This is a genomic window from Nocardia sp. NPDC004260 (genome assembly GCF_053603155.1).
In genome coordinates this window covers 45,166-65,328 of sequence record NZ_JBSGEZ010000019.1, presented here as the reverse complement: position 1 = coordinate 65,328, position 20,163 = coordinate 45,166, and the positions used below count along the sequence as shown (strand labels likewise).

General features: G+C 67.9%; 19 protein-coding genes and 1 pseudogene. 7 read left to right on the top strand and 13 right to left on the bottom strand.

The window, feature by feature from the left end:
* Positions 1–312 precede the first annotated feature (312 nt).
* Positions 313–882, bottom strand: coding sequence for a class I SAM-dependent methyltransferase (locus ACWEO7_RS13970; RefSeq protein ID WP_452423499.1), 570 nt, complete (start codon positions 880–882; stop codon positions 313–315).
* A gap of 56 nt (positions 883–938) precedes the next feature.
* Here ACWEO7_RS13970 and ACWEO7_RS13965 point away from each other — a divergent pair, with 56 nt between their 5' ends.
* Entirely contained in the window at positions 939–1,706 is a 768-nt protein-coding gene (locus tag ACWEO7_RS13965) for an AraC family transcriptional regulator (protein WP_452423497.1), read from the top strand.
* Positions 1,707–1,934: 228 nt separating this feature from the next.
* Here ACWEO7_RS13965 and ACWEO7_RS13960 read toward each other — a convergent pair.
* Positions 1,935–2,094: pseudogene (locus tag ACWEO7_RS13960) on the bottom strand (IS110 family transposase); the annotation flags it as partial.
* Positions 2,048–2,272, bottom strand: a complete 225-nt coding sequence (locus ACWEO7_RS13955) for a hypothetical protein (RefSeq protein ID WP_452423561.1) — start codon at positions 2,270–2,272, stop codon at positions 2,048–2,050. The pseudogene ACWEO7_RS13960 and the gene ACWEO7_RS13955, both read right to left, overlap by 47 nt.
* Positions 2,273–2,841: 569 nt before the next feature.
* Between ACWEO7_RS13955 and ACWEO7_RS13950 the strand changes: the two genes are divergently transcribed.
* Both ACWEO7_RS13950 and ACWEO7_RS13945 read left to right on the top strand, forming a co-directional pair.
* Positions 2,842–4,197 (top strand): MFS transporter, encoded by a 1,356-nt coding sequence (locus ACWEO7_RS13950; RefSeq protein ID WP_452423495.1) that lies wholly within the window; start codon positions 2,842–2,844, stop codon positions 4,195–4,197.
* Positions 4,198–4,474: 277 nt separating this feature from the next.
* Positions 4,475–5,449 carry a CSLREA domain-containing protein gene (locus ACWEO7_RS13945; protein WP_452423493.1) on the top strand — a complete coding sequence of 325 codons (975 nt, stop codon included), beginning with the start codon at positions 4,475–4,477 and terminating at the stop codon, positions 5,447–5,449.
* A gap of 253 nt (positions 5,450–5,702) precedes the next feature.
* Here the strand turns inward: ACWEO7_RS13945 and ACWEO7_RS13940 are convergent, their stop codons facing one another.
* The 4 genes from ACWEO7_RS13940 to ACWEO7_RS13925 all read right to left on the bottom strand — a co-directional run bounded on the left by ACWEO7_RS13940 (position 5,703) and on the right by ACWEO7_RS13925 (position 10,675).
* On the bottom strand, positions 5,703–7,232 hold the full coding sequence (locus tag ACWEO7_RS13940; RefSeq protein ID WP_452423491.1) for a long-chain-fatty-acid--CoA ligase: 1,530 nt from the start codon (positions 7,230–7,232) through the stop codon (positions 5,703–5,705).
* Positions 7,233–7,434: 202 nt separating this feature from the next.
* On the bottom strand, positions 7,435–8,115 hold the full coding sequence (locus ACWEO7_RS13935; protein ID WP_452423489.1) for a TetR/AcrR family transcriptional regulator: 681 nt from the start codon (positions 8,113–8,115) through the stop codon (positions 7,435–7,437).
* A gap of 201 nt (positions 8,116–8,316) precedes the next feature.
* Complete coding sequence (locus ACWEO7_RS13930; protein WP_452423487.1) at positions 8,317–9,033, bottom strand: hypothetical protein; 717 nt, start codon at positions 9,031–9,033, stop codon at positions 8,317–8,319.
* Positions 9,034–9,793: 760 nt separating this feature from the next.
* Positions 9,794–10,675 carry a DoxX family protein gene (locus ACWEO7_RS13925; RefSeq protein ID WP_452423485.1) on the bottom strand — a complete coding sequence of 294 codons (882 nt, stop codon included), beginning with the start codon at positions 10,673–10,675 and terminating at the stop codon, positions 9,794–9,796.
* A gap of 119 nt (positions 10,676–10,794) precedes the next feature.
* Between ACWEO7_RS13925 and ACWEO7_RS13920 the strand changes: the two genes are divergently transcribed.
* Positions 10,795–11,901 carry a PQQ-dependent sugar dehydrogenase gene (locus ACWEO7_RS13920; RefSeq protein ID WP_452423483.1) on the top strand — a complete coding sequence of 369 codons (1,107 nt, stop codon included), beginning with the start codon at positions 10,795–10,797 and terminating at the stop codon, positions 11,899–11,901.
* A 519-nt stretch (positions 11,902–12,420) separates the two neighbouring features.
* On the opposite strand, the gene ACWEO7_RS13915 is transcribed toward ACWEO7_RS13920, so the two are convergent.
* Positions 12,421–13,308, bottom strand: coding sequence for a LysR family transcriptional regulator (locus ACWEO7_RS13915; RefSeq protein WP_452423482.1), 888 nt, complete (start codon positions 13,306–13,308; stop codon positions 12,421–12,423).
* Positions 13,309–13,387: 79 nt separating this feature from the next.
* Here ACWEO7_RS13915 and ACWEO7_RS13910 point away from each other — a divergent pair, with 79 nt between their 5' ends.
* The 3 genes from ACWEO7_RS13910 (at position 13,388) to ACWEO7_RS13900 (ending at position 15,352) form a co-directional block, all read left to right on the top strand.
* Positions 13,388–14,329, top strand: a complete 942-nt coding sequence (locus ACWEO7_RS13910) for an EamA family transporter (protein ID WP_452423480.1) — start codon at positions 13,388–13,390, stop codon at positions 14,327–14,329.
* Entirely contained in the window at positions 14,326–14,958 is a 633-nt protein-coding gene (locus ACWEO7_RS13905; protein ID WP_452423478.1) for an NAD(P)-dependent oxidoreductase, read from the top strand. Before ACWEO7_RS13910 ends, ACWEO7_RS13905 begins: the two co-directional genes overlap by 4 nt.
* A 61-nt stretch (positions 14,959–15,019) precedes the next feature.
* Positions 15,020–15,352 carry a hypothetical protein gene (locus ACWEO7_RS13900; RefSeq protein WP_452423476.1) on the top strand — a complete coding sequence of 111 codons (333 nt, stop codon included), beginning with the start codon at positions 15,020–15,022 and terminating at the stop codon, positions 15,350–15,352.
* Here the strand turns inward: ACWEO7_RS13900 and gatB are convergent.
* From gatB to ACWEO7_RS13875, 5 genes are all read right to left on the bottom strand, one after another.
* Positions 15,349–16,854, bottom strand: a complete 1,506-nt coding sequence (gatB, locus tag ACWEO7_RS13895; protein WP_450026329.1) for an Asp-tRNA(Asn)/Glu-tRNA(Gln) amidotransferase subunit GatB — start codon at positions 16,852–16,854, stop codon at positions 15,349–15,351. The two genes, ACWEO7_RS13900 and gatB, sit on opposite strands and share 4 nt — an antisense overlap.
* 64 nt (positions 16,855–16,918) lie before the next feature.
* Positions 16,919–18,295: an alpha/beta hydrolase family protein gene (locus ACWEO7_RS13890; RefSeq protein ID WP_452423474.1), complete on the bottom strand. Its 1,377-nt coding sequence runs from the start codon at positions 18,293–18,295 to the stop codon at positions 16,919–16,921.
* A gap of 87 nt (positions 18,296–18,382) precedes the next feature.
* The gene (locus ACWEO7_RS13885; protein WP_452423472.1) at positions 18,383–18,790 is read right to left on the bottom strand and encodes a PIN domain-containing protein; all 408 of its coding nucleotides are present in this window, start codon (positions 18,788–18,790) and stop codon (positions 18,383–18,385) included.
* Entirely contained in the window at positions 18,780–19,037 is a 258-nt protein-coding gene (locus ACWEO7_RS13880) for a type II toxin-antitoxin system Phd/YefM family antitoxin (protein ID WP_452423471.1), read from the bottom strand. The genes ACWEO7_RS13885 and ACWEO7_RS13880 overlap by 11 nt, the downstream gene beginning before the upstream one ends.
* A 65-nt stretch (positions 19,038–19,102) precedes the next feature.
* The gene (locus tag ACWEO7_RS13875; protein ID WP_452423469.1) at positions 19,103–20,137 is read right to left on the bottom strand and encodes an ATP-dependent 6-phosphofructokinase; all 1,035 of its coding nucleotides are present in this window, start codon (positions 20,135–20,137) and stop codon (positions 19,103–19,105) included.
* Between the last annotated feature and the right edge of the window lie 26 nt (positions 20,138–20,163).

Below are 20,163 nucleotides of genomic sequence, written 5' to 3'. Positions count from 1 at the left end.
TGCCCTGGTCGGCGTGCACCTTCACGTCGACATCGTGCCTGACGAAACGGGCCGCACTTCTGCCGATGTCCGCGACGCCCCTGGCGCCTTCCCCGGTCAGGCGAATCGTCCAGTCTTGCAGACCCCGAACGATCGCTCTGAGCGCCCCATCGCTAACCACCCGATACCCTTTAACGCCGAATGTCGCTCCCGGACCCGACCGGGCTGAGTGACCGCTTGCACCGCGCGATGAGCGTGGTCGGGGTCGCCCTTGCTTGACGACGGCGTGCTGAGCCGGCCCGGATGGCAGCGGAATGAACCGCGCCGAGAAGCTCACTGCGGCTTTCTGGCTCGGAAGCGGAAGATGTTTGTGCCGGTGTTGATGTCGATGTCGGTGAAGCCGATGCGGCGCAGTCGGTCGGCGGCGGTCTCGGGTGGCACGGGTACGCAGGTGTCGCCAAGATGCAGGAGCCGGAACATCCGGCTGTCGAGCCCGTCGCTGCCCGCGAACACCCCGCCCGGGCGCAGTACGCGCAGTGCCTCGGCGAACAACGCGTCCTGCCTGGCGGGCGAGGGCACGTGGTGCAGCATGGTGAAGCACACGACCGAGTCGAATCGGCCCGGCGGCAAGGGCATGTCGGCGCCGTCGCCGTCGATCACCGTCATCACCCGCCCGTGCCGGTCCCGCAACCGGGCGGCCAGCGCCGGATCGATCTCGACACCGGTGAGCGCCGAGGTGCGGGCCAGTAGCGCGGAAACATTGGCGCCGTAGCCGGGACCGATCTCCAACGTGTCGGCACCGAGGTCGAGGCCGGACAGCGCCCACGGCACGATGCGGGTCGCACTGGTCTTTTCCCACATCGACGAGCGGCACAGCAATCGGTGAAGTGTGTTCATCGCCATGCCCGTGAGGCTAGAAACGAACCCACGCCCGGCACGACAGGCTACGATGACAACTTGTGTCGCAGAACGGCCACGCCGTGGTCCACCGCGCCCCGACCGGCGCGACCGCCATGGTGTTCGGAGTCGGGGTACTGCCCGCGGGACACTGGTTCGACTGGCACGAGCATCCGCAACACCAGATCGCGTGGGCTTCGCGCGGTGTGCTCGCCGTAGAGATCGGCGACCACCGCTGGGTGCTGCCGCCGACCAGAGCACTGTGGATCCCCGCGGGCACCGCGCACCGCACCGGCACCTGCGACGGCGCGGCGATACGCGGCATCTTCCTGGATCCGGGCCGGTGCCAGGTCGATTTCGGCGGACCGACCATGTTGCGTGTGACCCGTCTGCTGCACGAACTGTTTGATCTGCTCACCACGGCCGACACCACCGCGCAGCGGCGAACACGCGCCGAGGCGGTGGTGTTCGATCTGCTCGAGCCCGTCACGGTGATCCCGATCGGCGCGCCTCTGCCCACCGATCCCCGGGCGCGGCAGGTGGCCGACGCACTGGCCGCCTATCCGGCCGACCCGCGCACGCTCGCCGAATTCGCCGCCGATGTGGCCGCCAGCCCGCGCACGCTGGCGCGGTTGTTCGTGTCGCAGACGGGTCTCGGTTTCGGTCAGTGGCGCGCGCAGATCCGGCTGGCCGCTTCGCTGCCGCTGCTCGCCGCGGGGATGCCGATCGCGCGGATCGCGGTCCGGGTCGGTTATGCGACGCCGAGCGCGTACGTTGCGGCGTTCCGGCGGGCCGTCGGCGTCCCGCCGGGACGGTATTTCGCGGGTTGATCAGGCGTTGGTGCCGCTGTCCACGGTGAGGAACGCACCGGTCACACTGCGACCGGACGGCCCGGCCAGTACCTCACCGACCGGGACGATCTGCCGAAACCGGACTCGCGCGGCTGCCCCACAATCGAGCCGCATCTCCTCGATGTCGCCACCTCCATCGAAACATCCCGAAACGACTGGGGCCCATAGGCTACGCCACTTCGGGCCGACACACCTCAGCGAAACCGTACGACGGCCACTGCGGGACAGCTGCCGCACTCGCGCGGTCGCGGAAGGCGCCACGTCTACAACTGCCTCGCCCGGCGGCAACTAGCCACTGCGTCAGGTGGTGGCCGAGTCTGTCAGCGTTTTCCACGGCCCAGGTGCGCCGGGGCCATTGCCGTGCCCAGACCCACCTGCACTGACACACGCGATCCGAGCCCACGGCCGACGTCCAGACCGACCAGCAACCTCGCCGGCTCGCCCGGCGAGGTCTTGCGCCCGTGTTCGAGCAGCGTATGTGCGACTTCATGAGCCACCACGTGCCGCTCCATCAGCGGATCCGATGACGGGCGATACAGCACCACGTCGTCAGCCTCACGGGCCGGCTACAACCCGCACGACCCGACGGGCGCATTCTCTGGCAATGGTGCTCGCACGATCCTGCGCCCGCGGATCCGGTCCACCGAGGTGACGAGGTCCGCTACGCTCCACCCCGTTCCCAGCTGCAAAGTGCCAGCGAGCGACTCCGGTCGCGAACGCCTCGATGGCCGCCGTCGAAGCCGCGCAGACAGCCCCGCAAGCTCGACGCCGTCGAACCCCACACCATGTCTGGGCGATGCCGTGCTGGCGAGCGCAGGGCTGATCGCCGCGACACCAGCGGCGCCCATGCACACCGTCTCCCATCCAGACATCGCGATCACCGCCGTCTCCGAGGCTGGAGGCCGGTGCCGCGGTGTCGGGCAGCGGCAAACCCTACGCCGCTGGAATACCCCGCCTGAGCTGCGTATTGGTCGAGCCCCGGACCGGCCGTGCCGGAGTTCATGCCGAGCATCTCGCGGAACCTATTGAATCTGACGTCAACTTTAAGTAGCGTTGCCGACCACTGACGGTGACCCGCGTCACATCAGGTTCGTTTCTCACCCTGGAGATAGATATGACTCCGAATTCGGATTCCGGCAGCCCCGATCAGAAGAAATTACGGCGACTCATGGCCGCTGCCCTGGTGGGCAGTTCGATCGAATGGTACGACTTCTTTATCTACGGAACAGCCGCCGCCTTGGTATTCGGCAAGCTGTTCTTTCCCCATGCGTCGCCGCTGATGGGCACCTTGCTGGCCTTCAGCACCTTCTGGGCGGGCTTCATCGCCCGGCCACTGGGCGGACTGATCTTCGGGCACATCGGCGACACCTTCGGCCGCAAGCCGGCACTGGTCTCGTGCCTGATCCTGGTCGCCGCATCCACCTGCGCGATCGGCCTGCTGCCCACCTCCAAGTCGATCGGCGTGGCCGCGCCGATTCTGCTGGTGGCATTGCGGTTCCTCCAGGGCATCGCCGTGGGAGGCCAGTGGGGCGGGGTCACCCTGCTGCTCACCGAAACCACCAAGCCGAACCGCAAGGGCCAAGCGGGCACCTTCGGCCAGATGGGCGTGCCCTTGGGCCTGCTACTGGGCACCGGCGCGTTCCTTCTGGTCAGCGCATACGTCAAGGGTGCCGACTTTCTGAGCTGGGGTTGGCGTATCCCGTTCCTGGCCAGCGCCGCGCTGTTCCCGGTGGTGCTGTTCATCCAGCTCCGCATCGAGGACTCCCCTGAGTTCCGCCGGCTGCAGACCAAAGCCGCCGCGGCCACGACCGCGGTCGCGCAGGCCCCGATTCTCGAAGTACTGCGCACGCGCTCGAAGCGGGTTCTGCTCGGCGCCGGCCTGCTGTTCGGAACAAACGCCATCTTCTACATCAGCGTCGCCGGTGTGCTCGATTACGGTGTGCGCGAACTCGGCTTGGCCCGCAACAGCCTGCTGGCCGTCTCCCTGCTCGCCTCGGCCATCGGAGTGCCCATCATCTATCTCGCCGGTTCACTGTCCGACCGTGTGGGTCGCCGCCCATTGATACTGATCGGGGCAGCGCTCATGGCGCTGTGGGCATTCCCCTTCTTCTGGCTGGTAGGTAGCGGCTCACTCACGGCGATCATGATCGCAACCACGGTCGGCAGCGGCCTCGGCTCCGGGCTGGTGTACGGCCCGTTGGCGGCGTATCTCGCGGAACTGTTCGAGCCCCGAATCCGCTACTCCGGCATAACGCTGGCCTACCAGCTGGCCGCCATCCTGGTCAGTGGTGGCACGCCCTTCCTCATGACCGCGCTGCTGGCGGCAACCGGTTCGACAGCGTCGGTCTCCGCCTTCCTCATGGTCATGGCGCTGTGCACGCTGGGCTGCGCTTGGGCACTGCCGGAAACCGTGTCGGCCGAGCAGCCCGCGACGGCCGGCGGGAACGCCTCCGTCTCCGTTCCGTCCTGATCAGCGTCGTCTGATCACTCTGAATAACTGCCAACAGGATTCACGTAAACGCCAGCACTGAGCGTTGGCCTGCCGCATAGTTGTAAATGCTCGCGTACCTGACTTATACGCGAGCGTTTACAACTTCAGGTTCGTGATTGGATCAAAGACCCTCATGAGGACGAGAACATCTGCCGCGGCGGCCGGCGCTGCCGCCATCACAGCCCTGGCCGTCGGAACCGCATGCGGATTCCCCGGAACGGCCCACGCCGACAGCGCGCCCGGTGGGGATACGCCAGTGGTGATCACGGTCGACACCACTGCGGACGAAATCGCGGCCGATCCCGGAAGCGGATCGTGCCGCACGGCTTCTGGTACCTGCACCCTGCGCGCCGCGGTGCAGGTGGCCAATGCCCGTCCGGGCAGCACGATCGTGGTGCCGACCGGCCGCTATGTTTTGGCGATACCGCCCGATCCGCAGAAAGTGCAGGGCCGCAACGCCGATCCGACCACGGGAGACCTGAACCTCACCGCGCCGACGGTGCTGCGTGGCGCGGGCCGTGACCGGACGGTGCTGGACGCCAACGGGATCGACAGGGTGCTCAGTATCGCCTCGTCCGTAACGGTGGCGGGGTTGACCGTCACGGGCGGAGTCACCGCCCAACACGAGATTCCGTTCTACGACACCGGCGGAGGCGGCATCGCCAATTCGTCGAACCTCGTCCTCGATGACGTGGTGGTCCGGGGTAACAGCGCCGGGTACGGCGGCGGCATCTTCAACGTGCCGGGATCGGACTTGCACACCACGAACACGATCATCACCGGCAATACCTCCGGCGAGGCCGGCGGTGTGCGGTGCGACAACACCTGCACCTTCACCGACTCCACGATCTCCGACAACCACGTGATCAATCCCGGAAAGTGGTACCGCCCCGGAGGATTCGCCGGGCGCGGCGGCGGTGTCGATGTGCGAGGCCGGGGTGTGGTGACTTTCGATCGGGCGACAGTCAGCGGAAACACTGCCTCGGATGGTGGCGGCGGAATCAATGTGGCGCCAGCCTACCTCGATACCCTCCCGCGCCAGCTGACCGATCGGGTCGACGCCCCGGTGGGCACCGTCATCGTGCGGAACTCGACCATCAGGGCGAACACCTCCGGTATCGCATCGGCCAACTGCGCGACGGCGTTCGCGCGGATCGTCTCCGAGGGTGGCAACACCAGCGACGACGCTTCCTGCGAGCTCACCGGGGCAGGCGACAGAGTCGTGTCCTAGTCGGTCACACCGAACAACAGCCGCTGACGCTGCGACCCCGTCACCAGATCACGAGCGAGGCTGTGCGGCCCGTGCGGTCGGTTCCAGCAACTTTCTGCGTCCCACCCACATCTTCTATATCAGGGTGCGCGCACGGGCTCGGTACAGACTTCACGAGCCGGGTGACGCAGGGACGACAGGCCTGTCCTGCCGACACCTGCGTCACGCCCATCAAGGCGCGGGGATACCTCGACGGCGTCCGCCGCCGCCCAGCTCACCGATGGGCAACCGCTCCCCTGTCCGCCGGATCGTTCAGGCCTGGCAGCGATTTCCAGTCGATCGCCCGCTTCAGGATCTTTCCGGTGGCGCCCTTCGGCAACTGGTCCACGAACGCGAACAGGTGCGGAACCTTGTATGCCGAGAGCTGCTCCTTGGCCCAACTCCGCAGTTCATCCGGTGTCGGCTCCGCTCCGGGCGCCAGGGTGATCACCGCGGCGACCTCCTCGCCGTAGTGCTCGTCGGGCACACCGATCACCGCCGCTTCGACGATATCGGGGTGCCCGTACAACACTTCCTCGACTTCACGGGGATAGACGTTGTAGCCGCCCCGGATGATCATGTCCTTGGCCCGGTCGATGATGTAGACATAGCCGTCGTCATCGACCTTGCCGAGATCCCCGGTGGCGAGCCAGCCGTCGCGCAGGTCGGATGCGGTGGCCTCCGGCCGGTTCCAGTATCCCCGCATGATCGTCGGACCGGACAGGTACAACTCGCCTACCTCACCGGGAGCGAGTACCGAGCCCGAGGCGTCCCGGACTTCGATTCGCATGCCGGGCAACGGAAGACCCACAGAACCCACCTTCGGGTCCTTCCCGACGGGGTTGAACGTCGCTATTCCCGACGATTCGGTAAGCCCATAGCCTTCCATGATCTCGCAGCCGAACCGGGCGCGAAAAGCTCGGATGACCTCCCCCGGGAGTGAGGCACCGCCCGACGAAGCCATCCGCAGACTCCCGAACTGCTCGGGCCCGAAGTCCCCTCCGGCGTGCAGCATCGCGTTCCACATCGTCGGGACACCCGACATCAGGGTGATCTCGTCCGCACGCACCATCTCGAGCATGCGGCCGGGATCGAACCGCGACAGTAGCGACAGCGACGCACCCAGGTGCAGCGCGGTATTCATGACGACCGACTGTCCGAATACGTGGAACAGCGGCAGCGCGGTGCCCATCCGCTCCTCGCTCGTCACCCCGAGGAAGTCGATCAAGATCGTCGACGCGGCGTGCAGGTTGGCGATCGTGAGCTCCACGCCCTTCGGCTTCCCGGTGGTACCCGAGGTATACAGCAGAACCGCGACATCATCCGGGGCGAGATCGACGGGTTCGGACAGCGGCTCCGTCCGATCACGCTGCGCGCCCGGCTCGAGCACCCAGAGCGGGAGTCCGCGCTCCCGCGTGGCCGTTTCGGCCGATGCCGTCGCCTCGTGCCACGCGATCACCAGGCGTGCCGTGGAATCGTCGATGACATAACCGATTTCAGCTCCGGTCGCCATTGTGTTCATGGTGATGACGATGGCGCCGACGAGGTGCGCACCCATGTAGGCGACAACGAATTCGGGGACGCTAGGGGCCACCAGCAGTACGCGGTCGCGACTGTCGATCCCGGCGGCACGCAGTGCACCGGCGAAGGCCGCCACCGAGTCCCTCAGCCGGCCGTAGCTCCATTCCTCGCCCTGCGCCCTGATCGCGATCGCCTCGGGCCGATCGAGCGCGTTCTTCCACATCGGACCGGCGACGTTGACCATCCGAATCCTCCTTCTGGCCTAGCTGGTAATCCCCCTCACACCGTAATTAAACTTGGCGTCAAGTTCAATAACTGTCAAAAGGGAGATCCGCGACAACCGCATCGGCAAGGAAAACCGCGTGATGCGACCGGAACAGCCGCTGACGGTGGCACCGGGACTGCGCCGGTATTTCCGGTGACGACGCGGTCCCCGGCCAGTTCACTCAGCTCGCGGCCTCGTCGATTTTCAACGCGTTGGCCCACAGGCGGGTGGCCGTTCGAACGAGGTCGTCCAGCGAAATTTCCTCTTCGAGGGCGAACGCGTAGTACGCCATCCGGCCGACCATGCCGGACAACGCCCGCGCGGCGGTCTGGGGATCGAGTTCACGGTCGGCCAAGCCCCGTTCCTGTAAATCCCTGATGGATCGCGCATTGCGGGCGGCGAAGGCGCGGGCGCGGCGGCGGCGCATTTCGCGGAACTTCGGGTCGATCGCGGCCACCTGATCGAGGATCAGCATCAATTTCGCGTTTCGCTTGTACGCCTCGAAGTAGGCACGGTTGCTCGCCTCGATGACCGCTACCGGAGAGGCCTCGTCCGTACTCAGACGCGGCATTCCCGGATGCAGCATCTCGTGCTGCGATGCTTCGAGCACCGCCTGCAGAATCTCTTCCTTGCTCGAGAAATAGGTATAGAAGCTACCCGTGGAGCATTTCGCCTCGGCCGTGATATCCGACAATCGCGCGTCGAGGTAGCCGTCCCGCTCGAATACCACTCGGGCCGCGGCCACCAGCGCTGCCCGCCTACGCAAGCCGCGGGCCGTAAGAGGGGGCTCCCGCAGGGCAGAGGTATCGGCAAGCGATGGGATCTCCGCCGCTGCCGCTTCGTCGTCGACCGTCCTGGCCATCGTTCACCCTCCCTGCTCTGCGCTGGACTCTCGAAGGAATCGTCGCACACCCGTTGTCGGTCTCTCGGCTCCGATCTCCCCGGGATGGCCGATGGGCGCGGTCCGCACTCCAGCCGACGTTCGGCAGCTTCGTGGCGGCGAAGTCTGTCATGAAAGCCCAGACCCTGCTCAGCCGGGGGAACCGGCTGGGCAGGGTTGGCGTCACTTCGCCGGGGCCGGGGCAGGGGCCGGGGCCGGCATCGGCTGGTTGATCGTCGTGAAGTACTGGACTGCCGCCATGATCGCGACCGGAGCGGTGACGAGAATCTGGCCTGCCAACGTCCCCAGCGCGCCGAGGGCCATGATTCCGCCCAGACATCCGATGGCGGCTGCCGGAATGAAGGCTCCGAACAAGCCGATAATCGCCGCGGAAGCGACGGTCGCCCCGGCGATCCCGCCCAGCACGCAACCGACCGCCGCGCCGCCGATGCCGCCGACGGCGGTACCGATCGTCGCGCCCATGAGGATCGTGGAGGAAAGTCGCGCCCAAGCGGCTTGTTCCCGGTCGTACTGGGTCTTCCAGGGAGCCTGGTCTTCGTAGGGCAGCGCCACCGGCTTGTAGGCGGCGTGCTCGAGGTCGAATTGCGGCGTCAAGGTAGCAGTGCGGTCGCGGATTTCGGCGGCGATCGGGAAGACGAAATCATCGACCCGGAAGGACAATTCCGAACCCGCCACCACAGCACCGCCGGGGGCCTTGATCTTCAGCACCCCCTCTTCGACGGCAATCGAGCCGGCCGCGAGATCGATCACCGATGACCGCTCTCCGACCGATACCTTGTAACCGACCGCCGCGGCTTCGGCCGGTGCCGCCGATACCGTTCCGGCGGTTATGCCGAGCGTCGAGACGAGCAGCGACGCTGCTGCAATCGTTTTCCTCATCTTCTTCCTTCTTCTTTGTGCCTCGAACCAGACGTTCGAGGGATTGCGAACACGCACGGGTGCGATTCGATTCGGTTCCGCCGACGAAACCGTCTCCGACCGCTCCCGCGCATCGCGCCCGACTCCATCCACATCAGATGGAATCGACGAATCTCACCAGCGCCTCGTTGACTTCCGCTGGTCGCTTCGACTGGCAGAGAACGGAACTCATCGCCGCTGGCCGACCGGGCCGGCGCCCTCCCTTGCGGCGGGTGCGACACCGACCTCGCGAAGCGGCCTGCCCGCGACCAGAAGCCCGCGAGACAGATCGTTCACAGTCAGGGGTGGGGCCATGCAGTTCCCTCGATCGTCGTGTTTCGGATCTGGGCTTCGACCCTCCCTCCGGTGGGCCGATATTGAAACTGAACTCAACATCAAATTGTGACCTACGTCAAGTCTTGATCCGAAATCAACGTCATTCACGGTCCTGCCGGAACGGCGGAACTCCCGGCGGCGCCGGTGTCGGCTGTCGCTCTACCCGCAGGGCTCACAGGGCTTCGACGACCTTGTCGTGGGCGCCCCCGGCCGGTGGGCCGGGATCACGGCGAAGGTCGGCGTCGTCGTTCTCTCGTGCTGCGGCTGGATCTCAGCTCGATCCCGTGACCTGCACGAAGACGTCGGCAGATCGGCCGGTTCCGTGGTACCCATCGTGGAGTTGGGCAGCAAACGACGAAGGCCCCCTCGTCCCGTTACGACGAAGGGGCCTTCGGTTCGTCTGGATTCAGTCGAAGGGGCCGATGCCCGTCAGCGGGTTGCCGCCGTGCAGGTACCAGTACGCGCCGACCGCCGCCGCCACAGCGAGAAGCAGGATGACGAAAGAGCCGGAGGCGGGGCGGATGGCCCAGCCTCGGTTGCGGTCGAAGGACAGGCGACCGGGGCCGGTCAGGATGATGACGGCCGAGACGCCCGCGAGGACGCTCTCGTATTCCACCGCTCCCGGACCGGCTTTGTACTGGAACCCGGGGGCCATGCCCTGCTTCCAGGCCCAGGCGTCCAGGATGACCGCGAGCACCGCACCGGCCGCCAGCGGAGTCAGCAGGCCGAGGATCAGCAGGGCACCGCCGCCGACCTCGCCCGCTGTCACCAGGAGGGCGGACACGCTCGGGTGGTCCCAGCCGCCGCGCTCCATCATGTCGCGGGTGCCGTCCAGGCCGGGGCCGTGGAACCAGCCGGTCAGCTTCTGCAGGCCGTGGTAGAGGAAAGTGGCGCCGACGACCAAGCGAAGCAGCAACAATCCGAGATCGAGCGTGCCGCGGCGGACCTCGCCGTTGCGGCGACGTAGACGCGCGGTGTCGCTCGGCGGGGCGGGGGCGGGTGGGATGCTCGCGTAGTCGTAGGTGGGCGCCGCTGTCGCGCCGGCAGCGGTTCTGTTCGCGCCGGTAGCGGGGACCTCGGGCTCGAGCCCGAGTTCTTCCTCGGTGCGCGGGACGTCCTTGGACAGCTGCGGCCGCTGGGCCGGATCCACCCGCTCGAACTGCTCGGTCGGCGAATCGTACGGGCTGGTCACTCCCCGACCGGTGGACGACACCGCCGCCTGCTCGGCCGTGGAAGGAGCGGCGTTCCCGGCCTTGGATTCGGGCGTGTCTTTCGGCTTGTCGGTCACGGCCAATACCCTATGCCGCACCGCACCAGGGCGGGCAAGTACAGCGCGGCGTGTCAGTGCGCGCGCGACACCCCCACCCGGAAGGGCGCGGGCGACGGAATTTCCGTAACGTCTGGGCTATGAGTTTGGTTGTCGTGGGCCGCGTCGCGGCGAGCCTGGCGCTCGGCTCCGTCCTGCTGGTCGGATGCGCCCGGTTCGACGATTCGGCGTCCAGTCCGTTCACCCCGGAACCGACCCTGCACGGAGCCAACATCGACCCGAAGAAGCCGAGCCAGCCGCCCACCTCGACCACCCGGCCGAGCGGCCCGTGCATCGATCCCGACCCCGCGGTGGTGGCCACCTGCCTGGACACCACCGGCGGCTTGGTCGCGCTTCCCGACGGCGCGCTGGTCGCCGAGCGCAGGACCGGGCGGATCCTGAAGGTGGTGCCCGACCAGCCGCCGGTCGAGATCGCCCGGCTGGACGTGGACGGCTCCGGCGACGGCGGCCTCAGCGACATCGCGCTGTCCCCGACCTACAACGAAGACGGCCTGATGTACGCGTACATCACCACCGGCAGTGACAACCGGGTGGTCCGCATCGCCGAAGGCGGCTCACCGAAGGACGTGCTCACCGGAATCCCGAAGGGCTCCAGTGGAAATCACGGCGCGATCGAATTCGCCTCGTCCGACCAGATGCTCGTGCTGACCGGCGACGCGGGCAACCCCGGCGCGGCCGCCTCGGCCGGTTCCCTCGCGGGCAAGCTGCTGCGCGTGAGCTCCCCGGTACCCGGCCGCACACTCACGCCGGAGGTCGCCGTCTCGGGCATCGGGACCGCCGGAGACGTGTGCCGGGACAGCAAGGACAGCATCTGGATCACCGACCGCACCGCCGCCGAGGACCGGCTGCAACGACTCGGCGGCGACGGCGTGGTCACCACCATGTGGACCTGGCCGGACCGGCCCGGCGTCGCCGGGTGCGCCGCCGCCTCGGACGGTGTCGCGATCTCGATGACCCGCGCGAAGGCCCTCGCCATCGCCGCCGCCGACCCGACCACCCACGCGGTCACCGCGACGCCGACGCTGACCGCGCAGGACAAGTACGGGCAACTCGGCGGCGCGGCGGTCGGCGCCGACGGCACCATCTGGGTGGCCACGGTGAACAAGACCGACGGCCAACCGGGACCGTTCGACGACCGCGTCGTCCGCATTCCGCCGCCCCAGGCCGGAGGCGGCGGACCGGACTGAGTTGTCGGCCGCGCGGGCGCGGCTGTGTTGATCTTTCCAGCGCCTGCGGCGCCGGGTGTTCGCGGCCCTCTTATGGCTCGCGTCCGAGCAACCGCCGCTGGCGACTTCGTCGCGGACGCGGCGGCCGCTCGGACGCGAGCCGGGCCGCGAACGGAACAGGCTCGGTCTCGGTTCGCTCGAAAAACGTGGTCGAGGTGCGCTGGGCGCGTGCGGCGGTAATCGCGCGCCCTGGCGCTTTGCCTTGTCGAGGTGGTGGGTGGCTGCCGCTCACTCCTTCCGCACGAACGAACAGCCGCCCCCGACCGAGGCGAGCGCACAACGGCATGCGCGCCGATCTCGCTGCCGGAACCGGCGCCGACCGCCCTGGGAAGCGACGGACGGACCCAGATTTCGCTCGTGCCACTCGACACCGACACATCCGGCAGAGTCCGATCAGGTCAGGGGGGCGAAGGAGGTCAGAATGTCCCTCCACAGCATCTCTCCCGGTGCGGCGCTTGCGCCGAGATGAGACGAGATTCTTCAGGAGTCGTCCGAGGCCTGCGCGGCGATGCCGAGAACGGTGAGGAACGCGGTGGCCGCCGGTGTGCGGCTGCGGCTCCAGATGACGTATTCGACTCGGGCGGGGGCATCGGTGACCTCGATGGTGGTCACGCCCTCCAGTTGGGGCACGTAAGCGGACGGGAGCATGGCGATGGCGAGGCCGGGGCGGACGAGTCGGGCGATATAGTCCGCGCTGGTCACTTCGAAAGCGACGTCGCGGTCCAGACCGGCGGCTGTGAAGGCTTGGTCGGACTGGAGACGTCCGGCGGTCCCGGCCGGGAGATCCACGAAGACCTCGGCGGACAATGTGCGCAGGTCGGTCGATCGCTCTCCGGCGAGCGGGTGGTCCGGCGCGACGACGGCTACGAGCCGGTCGCGGGCGAGTTCGTGCGCGACCACGCCTCGGGGTCGTGTCGTGGTCGGCAATCCGAGGAATGCGACGTCGATGGCTCCTTGCTCGACCTTCTCCACCAGTTCCTCGCTCGCACCCACGCGCAGGCTGATGCGCACGTGCGGGTGACGGCGGCGGAAATCGCGCAGCGCCTCCGGAATGTCCACCGCGGCGACCGTAGGGATCAGCCCGACGGCGAGCCGCCCACGCACCTCGCCGACCGCCGCGGCCACCTCGGCGGCGGCGCGCTCGGCGGCGTCCAGGCACTGGCGGGCGGCGGGGAGGAACGCCGCGCCGGCCGGTGTGAGGCGCACCCGGCGACTGGTGCGCTCGAAGAGTCGCGCGCCCAATTCCCGTTCCAGACGCGCGATCTGATGGCTGAGGGCGGACTGCACGACGAGGCATCGTTCGGCGGCCCGGGTGAAGCTGTTCGTCTCGGCCACGGCGATGACGTAGCGCATCTGCTGGAGCTCCATGGATTGATCATTAAACACGATTGATGAAGTGACAAACATGTGTTGGACTCATTGATCACTTTCGCGTGAGACTGCGAAGGTGAAAAGTCCAGCAACCCAGGCGGCTTTCGGCGGAACTGCGCCACTGGGAACCCTGCCGCGCACCGTTCTGACGGCGCTCGCTCCCGCGTCATGGGGCACGACCTATGTCGTCACCACCGAGCTGCTCCCACCGGGACACCCGTTGTTCGCCGGTCTCCTGCGCGCGTTGCCGACGGGTCTGATCGCGCTGGCGATCACGCGGACGCTGCCGCGCGGAGTTTGGTGGGGCAAAGCCGCGGTGCTGGGTGTGCTCAACATCGGGCTGCTGTTCCCGATGCTGTTCCTCGCCGCTGAACGCCTACCGGGCGGCGTGGCCGCGACCTTGGCGGCGGCCCAGCCGCTCGTCGTGGCCGTCTTGGCCGTGGTGATCTTGGGCGAAAGCCCCTCCGCTCGGCGCCTCGTCTGGGGAGCGATAGGCCTTGTCGGCATCGGCTTGGTGGTGATCGGGCCGGACGCGGCCTTCGACCTCACCGGGGTGGTCGCGGGCCTTGCCGCCGCGGCTTCCATGGCGATCGGCCTGACCCTCACGAAGAAGTGGGGGCGGCCTGCCGAGGCCGGTCCCACGGCGTTCGCGGGCTGGCAACTCACTGCCGGTGGGCTGTTCCTGCTGCCTCTCACGTTCTTCGTCGAAGGGCCGCCTCCCGCGATCGACCCGCCCGCCGTTCTCGGGTACCTATGGCTGGGGCTGGTCGGGGGTCTGCTCGCGTATGTCCTGTGGTTCCGCGGCATCGGCTCCTTGCCCGTCACCTCCGTCGCGGTTCTGGTTCTGCTCTCGCCGCTGGTCGCGGCGGTTCTCGGCGCCGTTCTGCTCGGCCAGACACTCGGCCCGGTCCAACTCGCGGGGTTCGGGCTCGCGCTCGCCGCGATCGTCGCGGGACAGCTTCCCGCGCCCACCCGCTCGTCCGCTCCTGTCGCAGCACCCGAAGGGATATCGAAATGAAGATCGCCGTAGTCGGAGCCGCAGGCATGGTCGGCTCGTGCGTCGTCGACGAGGCCGCCAGCCGCGGCCACGAGATCGTCGCCGCCTTCCGGAAAGGGCGGCGGATCGCCCTGCCGCCCATGGTGACCGTTGCCGAGGGCGACGCGAACGACAAGGTCCGGATGAGCGAATTGTTCGACGGCGCCGACGCGATCGTGGCCGCGACCCGTGCGGCCGCTGGGCAGGAACACACCGTCACGGCGACCACGACAGCCCTGCTCGACGCGGCCGCGGCCACCGGGACGCGCATCCTCGTCGTCGGCGGCGCCGCGCCGCTACGGGTTCCGGGACACCCCGAGCGGCTGGTGATCGACAGTCCGGAATACGTACCGGCGTCGATCCGCACCATCGCCGCCGCGAGCGTGGCGCAATGGGACACCTGCCGAGCGCATCCGGCCGACTCGGTCTATCTCAGCCCACCCGCCCTCCTCGAACCCGGACAGCGCACCGGGAAGTACCGGCGGGGCACCACGACGCTTATCACCGGCGCCGACGGCGCGTCCCGGATCTCGGCGGAAGACCTTGCCGTAGCCGTTCTGGACGAGCTCGAAAACCCCCGCGAGAACGAACATTTCACCGTCGGTTACTGAGACGTCGAAACGCTCGGCACTGCGCACACCCGACGGCACCGGCTTGATCATCATGCAGTCGGTGACCGGCCGGTTGTTCCGCGTCGACCCGGCGACGGGCACGACACGGCGGATCGACATCGGCGCCGAGACCCTGCCCAATGGGGACGGACTGCTGCTACGCGGCGACACACTTCTGGTCGTGCAGAACCGGTCCAACACGATCGCGGTGGTCGCGCTCGACCACGCGGGCGCTACGGGATCGGTCGTAGGACGCGTCACCGACCCGCGCTTCGACGTACCGACGACAGTCGCGGCGTACGAGGAGCGGCTCTACCTGCCGAACGCGCGCTACACCACGCCGCCTACCCCGACCACGTCATACAGCGTGGTCGGGGTCGACCGCCGCACCTAGCTGCAGGCGGCCAGGACCAGTTCGCGGACGCGCGCCGCGTCGGCCTGACCGCGGGTCGCCTTCATGACGTCACCGACGATCTTGCCCGCGGCCTGCACCTTGCCTGAGCGAATCTTGTCGGCGATGTCGGGGTTGGCGGCCAGGGCCTTCTCCACCTCCGACTGCAAGGCGCTGTCGTCGCTGACCATGCCGAGGCCCTTGGCCTCGACGATCTGCGCCGGGTCGCCCTCGCCTGCCAGCACGTGGTCGACGACCTGCTTGGCCACCTTGTTGTTGATCGTCTTCGCGTCGACCAGCTTGATCACCTCGGCGACCTGGGCCGGGCTGATCGGCAGCTCCTCCAGCGCGACCTCGCGCTCCTTGGCCTTCTCGGTGAGGTAGGCGACCCACCAGGAGCGCGCCTCGTTGGCCGGTGCGCCCGCGTCGACGGTGGCGATGATCAGGTCAAGCGCGCCCGCGTTGACCAGGTCGCGCATCACCTCGTCGGACAGGCCCCAATCGGACTGGATGCGCGCACGGCGCAGCCAGGGGTACTCGGGAATGGTGCCGCGCAACTGCTCGACCCACTCCGCCGCGGGCGCGACGGGCTCGAGGTCCGGCTCGGGGAAGTAGCGGTAGTCCTCGGCGGTCTCCTTGCGGCGACCGGGCGAAGTGGTGCCGTCGGCCTCGTGGAAGTGCCTCGTCTCCTGGACTATCGTGCCGCCTGCCGCGAGCACAGCGGCCTGCCTGCGCATCTCGAAGCGCACCGCGACCTCGACGCTGCGCAGCGAGTTGACGTTCTTGGTCTCCGTGCGGGTGCCGAATTCCGTTGCGCCGATGGGCATCAGGGAGACGTTCGCGTCGCAGCGCAGCGAACCCTGCTCCATCTTCACGTCGGACACCCCGAGCGACTTCAGCAGATCCCGCAGCGCCGTCACGTACGCCCGCGCCACCTCGGGGGCGCGCTCCCCCGCGCCGGTGATCGGTTTGGTGACGATCTCGATCAGCGGCACGCCCGCCCGGTTGTAATCGAGCAGGGAGTGGCTCGCGCCGTGGATGCGGCCGGTCGCACCGCCGATGTGCACCGACTTGCCGGTGTCCTCCTCCATGTGCGCGCGCTCGATGTCGACACGGAAGGTGCTGCCGTCGTCGAGCACCACGTCCAGGTGCCCGTTCGTGGCGATCGGCTCGTCGTACTGGCTGATCTGGTAGTTCTTCGGCTGGTCGGGGTAGAAGTAGTTCTTCCGCGCGAACCGGCCCCACGGCGTGATCGAGCAGTTCAGCGCCAGCCCGATCCGGATGGCCGATTCGACGGCCTTCTGGTTGACGACCGGGAGCGAACCGGGCAGGCCGAGGCACACGGGGCACACCTGGGTGTTCGGCTCGGCGCCGAACTCGGTCGGGCAACCGCAGAACATCTTCGTCGCGGTGTTCAGCTCGACGTGGACCTCCATGCCGAGCACCGGCTCGAACCGGGCGATGACATCCGAGTAATCCATCAGGTCGACCGTGGGTGCGCTCATGGCCATCAGTTTAGGTAAGCGCTCCCGTCGCAGCGCAGCGGCTCTCGCGTCCCGCGGCGCGGTGTTACTTCACCGGGACCCGCTGCCGCAGCCAGCCGGTGACGTAGTCGAGCACCTCGGGAGCGATGGTCGTTTCGATGGCGCCGTACTCGCGGGGAAGGCCGGTCTCGGTGTGCTGCATCAGGTGGTTGAGACCCGGGAAGACGTGGACGGTCGCATCGGGGTCGGCGGCGAGGTGGGCGCGCATCGGCTGCTCGCTCTGCGCGGGGGGCACCTGGAGATCCTTGCCGCCGAAGAACGCGAGCACCGGAACGCGTAGCGCGGAGAGGGCGGGCGCCGGATCGTAGGCGACCAGGGCGGCCAGATACGGCGTGATCTGCGCGGCGGCCTGGTCGTCGGGCACGCGCTGGTCGGCGGGCAGGGCCTGGTTCTGCCGAACGGCCAGTTGTCTCGCTCCGTCGAGGTCGCCCGCCTTCAGCAGGGCGGACAGTTCGGCCATGTCGCGGACCTGGGTCTCCACCTGGTCGGGAGGTGTTCCGTTCGCGGTGGCGAGCAAGCGGGTCTGTTCGACGAGCACCTCCGAGCCCGGGACGCCGGGTCCGGCCATCAGGACGGCGAACGCGACGCCGCTGTCGGGGCGCGCGGCGACCAGCGGCGCGAGGTATCCGCCCTCGCTGTGGCCGAAGAGCCCGACTCGCGCCGGGTCGATCTCGGAGCGGGCCCGCAGGAAGCGGACGCCCGCGGCGGCGTCCTCGGCCAGGTCGGTGTAGTTCGCGTCGTCCAGCTTGCCGCCGGTGCCGCCGACGCCTCGGTCGTCGGTGCGCAGCACGGCGTAGCCCGCGCGGGTGAAGGTGTCGGCCAGCAGGAGGAACGGCTTGTGCCCCATCAGTTCCTCGTTGCGGTCCTGGGCGCCGCTTCCGGTGATCATGAGGATGGCGGGGAACGGGCCAGGGCCCTGCGGTTCGGTCAACGTGCCCGCGATGGTGATGCCGCCGTTGCTGTAGGTGACCTCCTCCGTCTTGTACGGGAACGGTGGCTTCGGTTCCTGCGGATGGGCCGGCGGCACGACCTTGCCCCGGCTCAGCACCAGCGGGAACTTCTGCCCCGCCTGGGTGAGATCTCCGGTGATCCGGTCGGTTCCGGACTCGTACTTGCCGTGGAACACCGGATCGCCCGGGACGTCGGGGACCGCGAAGGACACGCCGTCGCGGTCGGTGCTGACGTCTTTGAGCTGCACGCCGCTCATGCCCTGCGCCGGGATGTCGACGGTGGCCGTGCCGTCGTCGTGGAAACTCACGCCGACCTGCACCGGCTGGCCGGGGACCTCGACGGCGCCGTGCCAGTCACCCGTGGTCGGCTCGGGGGGATTCGACTCCGAGCACCCGGCCACCAGTGCCGCGATCACGAACAGAGCCAACGCGATCAGTCGCCCACTGCGCATGCGACTCAGGGTACCGACCCGCGCCGACCAACTACCGAAACAGCGCGGCTGCTCGTGCGAACTCACCACACGCGCCGGTGAGACGGCTCAAACCGGAACGACAGTCAGCACTTGCTCGAGGCCATAGAAGTCTGTGGGGTTACGGGTAAACAGCGGCAATCCGTGAATGGAAGCGATTGCGCCGATCATCAGATCGAACTTGCGTGGTTTCGGGCTTCGTCCTCCGACCGTCAGCAAACCGGCCATCAAAGTCAATCGGCGAGCAGCCTCTGCAGTGAAAGGCAATGCTGCGAAGGCGCTTTCGAACTCTTGAAGGCGTTCGGTACGTAACAACCTGCTGGTAGCGTCGGGCGCTGCGGCAACCCCCAACCCCAGTTCCGCAAGGGTCACGGTGCTGATCTTCGACACAAGCGGAAGCTGATCTTCCGGGATTTCATCGAGGTCGATCAGTACGCATGTATCCAGCAGGCCAGAGTCCAGCCGCTCACTGCTCATCGAGCCGGTCTTCCCCGAAGATCGCGTCCACCTGGGCACGCTCCTCGACGCTGCTGCCCGCGCGAGCAAAGCGCGCGAGCCGCCGCTTCAGCTCAGCGGTTGTGACCTCGTGCGCTGGCGCCAACGGCCGCAACTCACCCACTGGGCGGCCGTTGCGGGTGATGATGAAATCCTCACCCGCTTCCAGAGCATCCATCACAGCGGCACTTCCGTTGCGCAGTTCAGCTTGGCTGATAGTTCGGGACACAGGTCGATGATAGCGTCGAATGCTATCCGACGCTATCACCTGTGGGTCGAACCCGGAGGAGCGCCCTACCCGAAGAACGCCTCCGCCTCGCGGTAGCGCTCCGAAGGCACCCGCTTGAGCTGCTTGGTGGCCTCCGACAGCGGGACCAGGTCGATGGTGGCGCCGTGCAACGCGACCATCTGGCCGAACTTGCCCGCGTGCACCGCCTCGGCCGCGTGCAGGCCGAAGCGGGTGGCCAGCACCCGGTCGTAGGGCGTGGGGCTGCCGCCGCGCTGCACGTGACCGAGCACGGTGGTGCGGACCTCTTTGCCGATGCGCCGCTCGATCTCCACGCCGAGCTGCTGGGCGACGCCGGTGAACCGCTCGTGGCCGAACTCGTCGATGCCGCCCTCGCGCAAGGTGAACCCGGAGTCCGGCGCCGGGTGCGACCCCTCGGCGACGACGCAGATGAAGTGCTTGTCACCGCGCTGGAAACGCCGCTTGATCATGGCGCACACCTCGTCCACCTCGAAGGGGACCTCCGGCACGAGCGTCAGATGGGCGCCCGCCGCCATGCCTGCGCCGACCGCGATCCAGCCCGCGTGGCGGCCCATCACCTCGATGAGCATGACGCGCTGGTGCGATTCGGCGGTGGTGTGCAGCCGGTCGATCGCCTCGGTGGCGATGTTCAAGGCGGTGTCGTGGCCGAAAGTGACGTCGGTGCAATCGATGTCGTTGTCGATGGTCTTCGGGACGCCGACCACCGGTACACCTTCGTCGGACAACCAGCTCGCGGCGGTGAGCGTGCCCTCGCCGCCGATCGGGATCAGGGCTTCGATGCCGTTGTCGTCCAGGGTCTGCTTGATCCGGCCGAGGCCCTCGCGCAGCACGTCGGGGTTGGTGCGGGCGGTGCCGAGGATGGTGCCGCCCTTGGTGAGGATCCGGTCGGTGCGGTCGTCGTTGCGGATCTGGATCTTTCGGTCCTCCAATAGGCCGCGCCAACCGTCCTCGAAGCCGACGATCGCGTCTCCGTAACGGCCGTTCGCGGTGCGAACGACGGCGCGGATGACCGCGTTCAGTCCTGGGCAGTCTCCGCCTCCGGTCAGAACTCCGATGCGCATGGCCGCTATCTTGCCCCTCATGTCCG